This window comes from Amycolatopsis sp. NPDC003861, assembly GCF_053605405.1.
The window spans coordinates 1-3,286 of the sequence record NZ_JBSGJD010000467.1; the positions used below are offsets into that span (position 1 = coordinate 1).

Below are 3,286 nucleotides of genomic sequence, written 5' to 3' on the forward strand. Positions count from 1 at the left end.
TGGTAAGGCGGGTTAGAACCCGCCTTACCACTCACGACCGCGTCAGCCGAGTTCGACCAGGAGCCAGGCGACCGTGTCCTTTTTGGACAGTAGGCGGCCGTTTTCGTAGCGGGATTCGTAGTCCGGGAGCACCGCGCGGAGGGCGTCGATGAGCGCCCGCACCTCGGGACTGCCAAGGTCGAGCCGGCCGCGGATGACGGCCGACGCGGCGAGCACCCGGGCCGCCGTCTCGGGACGGCCCTGCAGCTCGCGGATCATCGCCAGCAGCTCCACCGCCCCGGCCAGGTCCGGCATGTCGCCGCGCCGGTTCGTCGCCCGGATCGCGATCACCGCGTGCGGCTCGGCCTCGTCCGCGCGACCCTGGGCCAGCAGGAGCCGCGCCTCGAACGCGTGGATGAACTCGTCGCCGATGCCGCCGGGGAACCAGTCGTCGCCGCCCATCGCGGCGACGCGGTCGAGCAGCGCCCGCGCTTCGGCCAGCCGGCCCGTGCGCAGCAGCAGTTCGAGCCTGCCGAACATCAGGATGGCCCGGTGCTGCAGGTTCGTGATGCCTTCGCCGTAGCGTTCCGCGGCCTCCTGGTCGCGCCAGGCCCCTTCGAAGTCGCCGCTGCGTGCCCGCTCGACGGCCAGCCGCCACCAGTGCTGCACGGCGTCCTCGTACGACCGCAGCTCCATCGACAGCGCCAGGCCCTGCTGGTAGATCTCGATGGCCTTGGCGCTGTCGCCGTTCTGCGACAGCGAGTACGCCTTGAAGCTCAGCGTCATCGCGATGCCCCAGCGGTCGCCGACCGCTTCGAACCCGGCGTGCGCCAGGTCGCGGGCCCGGTCGGCGCCCTCGACGTCCCCCGCGTCGTCGAGCAGGAAGCTCTCCACCCAGTGCCCGCCGGCCCGGGTCCACGCGTCCGGGTGCTGCGCGGCCCGGCGCACCTCCCGGACGGCGATCTCCCGGTCCCCGCCCAGGAAGGCCAGCATCGGCAGGGCCACGGCGAGCCCCGGGTACCGGTCGACGGCGTTGCTCCGCACGCAGTCGTCGACCAGCCGGAGGATCTCGGGCTGGTCGGACCGGACCGGGATCGCGTCCATCAGGTAGCACAGCGCCTGGTAGGCGGCCAGCACCGCGGGCGGCAGCCGGTCGCCGAACTCGAGGGTCTCCCGGATCAGCGAGCCGATCCGGCCGCCCTGGCCGAGGATGGTGAGGTACCAGAACATCCCGTCCAGCAACGCGACCGCGTTGTCCACATCGGACATCTCGATGGCGCCGCGCAGGGCGGCGATCATGTTGGCGCTCTCGGCTTCGTACCGGTCGATCGCCCGCAGCTGGTCGGCCGTGCGCAGCGTCGGTTCGAGCCGCTGGGCGAGCTCGGCGTAGTAGGCCGCCATCGCCCGGCGCATCCGGTCGTGCTCGCCCGACTCCACCAGCCGCTCGGTGGCGTAGACCCGCAGCGTTTCGAGCATCCGGTACCGCGGCTCGCCGCCGCTGTCGACGGTGTCCACGATGGACTTTTCGACCAGGCTGCCGAGCACGTACGGCACGTCGGCGGCGGGCAGCAGCTCGTCGGCGCAGACGGACTCGATCGGCGTCAGCTCCGCGCCACCGGCGAACACCGCCAGCCGCCGGGCCAGGACCAGTTCGGGCTCGGCCAGCAGTTCCCAGCTCCACTCGACGACCGCGCGCAGCGTCCGCTGCCTCGGCAGCGCCGTCCGGCTGCCCGAGGTGAGCAGCCGGAACCGGTCGCCGAGCCGGCCGGCGATCTGGGCCACCGTCATCGACCGCAGCCGCGCGGCGGCCAGCTCCAGGGCCAGCGGCATCCCGTCGAGCCGGCGGCAGATCTCGCCGACATGGTCCACAGTGGACTCATCGAGCACGAAGTCGGGGCGGACCGCGGCGGCCCGGTCGAGGAACAGCCGCGTCGAGTCGAGCTCGGCGGCCTCCGCGGGCGCGGCGCGTTCCGCGGGCACCGGCAGCGGGCCGAGCGGGCACAGCGCCTCCCCGGTGATGGCCAGCGGCTCGCGGCTGGTGGCCAGGATCCGCAGCCGCGGCGCCCGGTGCAGCAGCTCGTCGGCCAGCCGCGCGGCGGCGTCGACGACGTGCTCGCAGTTGTCCAGCACCAGCAGCGCTTCCTCGCCGCCGAGCACCTCGACGGCCTGGTCCACCGGCTCCGGCTGGCGGCGGTTGATCTCGGTCTCGGCGCGGATCTCCCGGACCTCCAGGGCGCCCAGCAGCGCGCCGGGGACGTCGTCGGGGTCGCGGACGCCGGCCAGCGCGGCGAACCAGACCCGGCCCCGCTGGTGGGCGGGGTGCCGCGACGCCGCCTCGGTGGCCAGCCGCGTCTTGCCGGCGCCGCCCGGCCCGGTCAGGGTGACCAGCCGGGCGCCGCCGAGCAGCTCGGCCAGCAGCTTGAGCTCGTCATCGCGGCCGATGAACGTGGTCAGCCGGGTGGGCAGCCGGTCGGCCACCGGCGACGGCGGCGCGAACTCCCCGCGCAGCGCGGCGACGTGGATCTCCTGCAGCTCGGCCGAGGGATCGACGCCGAGCTGGTCGGCGAGGGTGCGACGGAGCCCGGCGTAGACGGCCAGCGCTTCCGACTGCCGCCCGGCCGCGCACAGAGCGCGGATCCGCAGGCCGGCGAGCCGTTCGCGCAGCGGATCGGCATCGGCGGCCGCGGTCAGGTCGGCGAGCACCCCGGCGTGCCGGCCCAGCCGGATCAGGGCGTCGAAGCGGTCCTCGGCCGCCTCGGCCCGCAGGTCGGTGAGCCGCCGCGCCGGCGCGGACGCGAAGGGCGCGTCGAGGACGTCGGCAAGCGCGGGACCCTGCCAGAGCGCGAGGGCCTCGGTGAGCAGGTCGGCAGCGCGGACGTCCCGGCCCGCAGCCAGCTCACGGCGTCCCTCGGCGGCGAGCCGTTCGAACCGTTCGGCATCGACGTCCCCGGCGTTCACCGCGAGCCGGTACCCGCCAGGCCCGGATTCGACGGCCACGGGCAGGGCCTTCCGCAGCCGCGAGACCAGCGACTGCAGGGCATTGGCCGCGTCGGCGGGCGGTTCGGCCCCCCAGAGCCCATCGACGAGCGCATCGGCGGCGACCGCGCGCCCGGCGTCCAGAGCGAGCCTGGCCAGGAGCATGCGAAGCCGAGCACCCCCGACGTCGATCGGCGTGCCATCGTCTTCCGCCGCCCGCAGCGGGCCCAGCAGCGCAACGCGCATGCGTCCAGCTTTCCAGACGGCGGGCCGGGGTGGGTCCGGCGGCGCCCAATGCCCGGCCCGGGGTTGCGCTGGACGGGCGCCCGGC

General features: G+C 74.8%; 1 protein-coding gene. It reads right to left on the reverse strand.

Features of this window, described 5'->3' with window-relative positions; all coding sequences use genetic code 11:
- Positions 1–42: 42 nt before the first annotated feature.
- On the reverse strand, positions 43–3,201 hold the full coding sequence (locus tag ACWEVN_RS47330; RefSeq protein ID WP_452055638.1) for a BTAD domain-containing putative transcriptional regulator: 3,159 nt from the start codon (positions 3,199–3,201) through the stop codon (positions 43–45).
- Between the last annotated feature and the right edge of the window lie 85 nt (positions 3,202–3,286).